Genomic DNA, 4,239 nt, shown 5'->3' with positions numbered 1-4,239 from the left:
TGCTATCGGCCACCATGCTCGGGGTGCTTTCGCCGCTTCTGTGGCTCTACGTCGACGACCTGTCCTCCGATGTCGCGCGTGTCTGGCGCTGGCGCGACCTCACGCTCCTGACACCGGCGATTCTGATGGGGCTGGTCACCGCGCTGGTGGCGAGCTTGCCGGCCGGCGTGCGCGCGAACATGTCCGCTGCGGGGTCGGAGAGCACCCTGGGCGCCCTGGGCGGCGCCCTGGATCTTGCCGTCTTCGGCGTGTTGCTGCTGATCCTGCTTCAGGGCGGCTACCTCGTCTGGCGGATATCGATCAGGCTGCTGCGCTTGCGGGGCCGGTTGCGACAGGTGATGTCGAACGCCGATAGCCACCTGCTGATCTGGCTGCGCCTCGTCACGGTGCTCTTCGTCGTGAACGGCCTCATTACCCTCGCCGACAATGTCGGGGGCTTCCCGGTGCCTGAAATCGCGTTCGCCGGGTTCGGATTGGCTTTTTCCCTGGTGATGTCGGTCTGGGCCATGCGTCAGGCGCCGGCCTTTCAGGGGGATGCCGGCAGCCTGGAACGTCTGGCCGTCCCGGCCGAGGACCCCCCGGAATCAGCCTCGCCCAAGTACGAGCGCTCGCGTCTCGATGATGAACGCCTGGAAAAGATCGCCGCGCGGATCGAAACCGCCTTTCGCACCCAGCGGCTCCACCTCGATGCAAACCTTTCCCTGAAAACGCTCGCCGCGGCGACCAGCGTCTCCGAGATCAACCTGTCGCAGACCTTCTCGCGCCGGTTTGGCCAGACCTTCTTCGACTACGTCAATGGCTGGCGGATCGAGGAAGCCAAGGCCCTGTTGACCTCGTCAAACGACACGATCCTGGCCGTGGCGCTTGAGGCCGGCTTCAACTCCCGTTCCGCCTTCTACAACGCCTTCAATGAGGTCGCCGGCCAGACGCCCGCGGCCTTTCGCGCCGCACAGGGCGCCTCGACCGTCACACCCCCGTCACGCCGGGCCGGCTAACGCGCTGGCCAGCGACATCGCCCAGTGGGCCGCCGCCGAACAGCAGTGGGAAGCCTGGCAGGCCCAGGACCCCCAGTCCCCCCTGAACAAATGAACCGCAGAGCCCCTAGAACCGCGTCGCGCGTTCCGGATACTTCGGGGTGCAGGCGTTATAGAATTCGGCCATCTGGGCCATGTCCTTCTGATAGTCGCCGCTGGGCATGATCGCCGGGCCAAACCCCACCACCTTGCGCCGGTAGTCGGCCATGCCGAACACCAGCGGCACCCCCGCCCCCAGGGCGATGTAGTAGAAGCCGGTCTTCCACTGCTCGGCCTTGCCGCGCGTGCCCTCCGGCGCGACGGTCAGCATGAACTCATCGCGGGCCGCAAACTCGGCCACCATGGCCTGGATCACATTGGACGACCGGGACCTGTTGATCGCGATGCCGCCCAGCTCGCGCATCACCTTGCCGAACGGCCAGCGGAACAGCGATTCCTTGGCCATGAAGCTCAGATTCAGGTTCAGGGCGGCGACCCCGCCAATGAAATAGACGAAGTCCCAGTTGCTGGTGTGGGGTGCGGCGATCACCACCATCCTCCGGGTCGGCGCCGTGCCCTCGACCGTCCACCCCCGGAACCTGAACCAGATAGACAGCACGCTACGCACCGACCGCGCGACCCAACCCAACTTCGCCATCATATCGCCCGGTAAGCTCGCGACACGCCTGGCCGCCCCGTGATCAGGATCACAGAATTCACGCCCCCTTTCGAGCGCTGATTTGCCGCCCGGGCGCCTGGCCACGCATCGGGAGATCAGCCTTGAATGACACGAGCACTTGCCTCCCCCGAAAAGCGGCGGGTCGCAGCCGGGGGCGAGCCTCATCCACGGCGCTGGCAGCCGCCATTTCCGGACCCCGCACCGAGCCTATCAGCTTGGTCGACGATCAGGTCAGGGTTCAGGCGTTGTTGCACGTCTCACCGTAGTTTCCCGCTACAGGGGTTCACGCCAAGGGGGTCACTCCAAAGGCGGCGTCACCATGGGCGACAGGCGCCATCAGCCCGCCTGCCGCGTAGTTAACCAGCATCCTGAAGAGTGTTTCCGGCGGAATCTCTGGCCATACCCCGGCGGACACGGCCTCGGCCGAATAGGACGTTGCAGCCATTCCGCAGATGAAGGTGACGAGGACAAAATCGATCCGCTTCAGCAGGACCGCTCTGGGCATGCCCGGCATCAGTTCAGTCAGGCGCTTTGCCAGGCGATCGATAGACGGTTGAAGCCGCCGCTCGATATCGACAGCGAAGCCTTCGCCTTCGCCGGTCCACATGCGATTGAGCAGTCTGATCGCCGCGCTCCCCCAGACATGCCGTTCCGGCAAGCTCGTCCAGGGCAGCACGGCAGCCGTGACAGCCGATGCGACTGCAGCGAAGGTGCTGTCGGTCCCCAGGGCGCCGGAAGCCTTGGAGAGATCCCCCGGCGGTACCGCAAGCGCATCGATTATCAGATCGAGAGCCGCCAGGATCAGCGCCCGCCGGCCGCCGAAATAATAGTGAACGGCGCCGGTGTTTCGGGCGCCGGCCTGTTCGCCGATCTCCCTCAGGGAAACGCCGTGGAGACCGCGCTCGGCGAACATGATGATCGCAGTTTCGACAAGCCGCTCGCGGGTCGCAAGCGCGTCGGCCCTCAGTCGGCGCGGCGCAGCCGCCTGTTTTTCCAGTCCAGCAGTCATGGTGCGGCTGGTTTAGCCGGGCGGCAGCCTTTTCGCCATGTAGTCACGGAAAAGTTCAAGCGGGCGCTCAAGGTCGGAGAGCGGGCCAAGGCCAGCGAACCGGCTTTGCGTCCCCCGCCATACACGCTCCATGAGGGGAATATCCTCGCGGTGGATGCGATCAATCACCGCGCGAAGCCCATCGATCAGAGCCGCGTCTGCCGCCAGCGATGGGTCCACGATGAGATACATTCGAAGGTCGAAATACCCCCGGTCCCTGACAATGATCCGCGGCCAGACCACAACCGGTAGCGGATCCTGGACTGCGAAGGCGAGAAGCGGGAACAGCGTGAAGACTGTGAACGTCCCCTGTTCGGGATCGACCGGATGGCGAAGCTCGGCATAGTTCTCGCCGGAATCGACCGCGTATGTCTCGGCGGCCGGCCAGAAGGGTTGCAGCGTCTCCGTGTGGACCGCCAGATGATGATAGGATTCCGAGAAGTTCTCGATCATCAGGGCCCAGTTCCACGGCGAGGGATAATCGATCCAGCCCGCGGTCACCCATGAGCCGATGCCGCGCTCATCGAAACGCGGTTCAAGCGCGTCAAAGCGATGGGCGGGGAACGGGCCTTCGCCTTCAAGCCGGATGAATATCCAGCCCTGCCATTCTGCAACATCGAAGCGCGGCAGGTTCTGCGTCTCTGTCAGCGCTCGATGCTCTTTCATGCACGGAGCGCCGACGAACCTTCCGTCCAGCCCGTAGGTCCAGCGATGATACGGGCAGACCAGGGTGCGGGTATTGCCCGAACCGTCCAGAAGCGTCGCCATCCGATGCCGGCAGACATTGGACAGTCCGGCGACGGAGCCGTCTTTCTGACGGACGAGCGCGATCGGTTCAGACAGCATGTCGAAGCTGAGATAGTCGCCAGCTTGCGGGATATCGGAGGATCGCGCGATCGCCAGCCACTCGCGGCGCAGAATGTCGAGTCCTTCCGGACCCGTCATGCGGCGAAAATCTTCTACCGCCCTGTCCGGAAACTGGTTGCCCATGCTGTTCCCTCACATCGCATTCCAATCAAGCCCCGAATATAAAGCACTTGATTTATATAGGCGCAACATGATTTTGATGGATGCAGCAGGCCGGTCCGCCAGTCTCGGCGCCTGATCGCCCGGGATCGCGCTATGCGAAATCACATAGCCGGTCTGTAAAATCGGGCATCTGTGCAGTGTTCAGATTGCGCTACATAGAGGTTGTCCACACGGACAGCCCAAAGCCGCCCCCGCCGGGTCGGTCAAGGACGCGCCCTCCAGGGCGCGCCGCCCCGCGGCGAGCGCACCAGCGCTCGTCCTTGAGGGATCCGGCGGGGGTGGCAGGATGGGAGGCGGGGTGAAGGCTATGACGCGAGCGACGGGCCATAGATCAGAAGGAGGTCAGGATTGGGGATTGTTGCACCTGTTGTCTAATTGGTTTCACGGTTGCCCCCGTTCCAAAACCAAGTGCAACAGGACATGTTTTCTGTGGCTGAAATTGGAGCGAGGCGATGGGAGAGTGCTACGGT

General features: G+C 63.9%; 4 protein-coding genes. 1 reads left to right on the top strand and 3 read right to left on the bottom strand.

Annotation, left to right across the window (positions count from 1 at the left end):
- Window positions 1-995, top strand: a 995-nt coding sequence (locus ACIQ3B_RS18180; protein WP_397405101.1) for a helix-turn-helix domain-containing protein, incomplete at its 5' end; no start/stop codon positions are given.
- A gap of 106 nt (window positions 996-1,101) precedes the next feature.
- Here the strand turns inward: ACIQ3B_RS18180 and ACIQ3B_RS18175 are convergent.
- The 3 genes from ACIQ3B_RS18175 to ACIQ3B_RS18165 form a co-directional block, all read right to left on the bottom strand.
- The gene (locus ACIQ3B_RS18175) at window positions 1,102-1,671 is read right to left on the bottom strand and encodes a lysophospholipid acyltransferase family protein (protein ID WP_397405099.1); all 570 of its coding nucleotides are present in this window, start codon (window positions 1,669-1,671) and stop codon (window positions 1,102-1,104) included.
- A gap of 304 nt (window positions 1,672-1,975) precedes the next feature.
- A complete protein-coding gene (locus tag ACIQ3B_RS18170; RefSeq protein WP_397405097.1) occupies window positions 1,976-2,701 on the bottom strand; it encodes a TetR family transcriptional regulator in 726 nt (241 codons plus the stop codon).
- A gap of 12 nt (window positions 2,702-2,713) precedes the next feature.
- Complete coding sequence (locus tag ACIQ3B_RS18165) at window positions 2,714-3,685, bottom strand: aromatic ring-hydroxylating dioxygenase subunit alpha (RefSeq protein WP_397405095.1); 972 nt, start codon at window positions 3,683-3,685, stop codon at window positions 2,714-2,716.
- Window positions 3,686-4,239: the final 554 nt, after the last annotated feature.

Source organism: Phenylobacterium sp. (assembly GCF_044358365.1).
Taxonomy (GTDB): domain Bacteria; phylum Pseudomonadota; class Alphaproteobacteria; order Caulobacterales; family Caulobacteraceae; genus Phenylobacterium.
Note: the sequence above shows the minus strand (reverse complement) of the source record. Positions and strands in the feature narration are given on the sequence as shown.

What these genes read in the sequence shown, in the direction of transcription:
- ACIQ3B_RS18175 (WP_397405099.1), bottom strand. Translation starts at nt 1,671, where the DNA reads ATGGCGAAGTTGGGTTGGGTCGCGCGGTCGGTGCGTAGCGTGCTGTCT.
- ACIQ3B_RS18170 (WP_397405097.1), bottom strand. Translation starts at nt 2,701, where the DNA reads ATGACTGCTGGACTGGAAAAACAGGCGGCTGCGCCGCGCCGACTGAGG.
- ACIQ3B_RS18165 (WP_397405095.1), bottom strand. Translation starts at nt 3,685, where the DNA reads ATGACGGGTCCGGAAGGACTCGACATTCTGCGCCGCGAGTGGCTGGCG.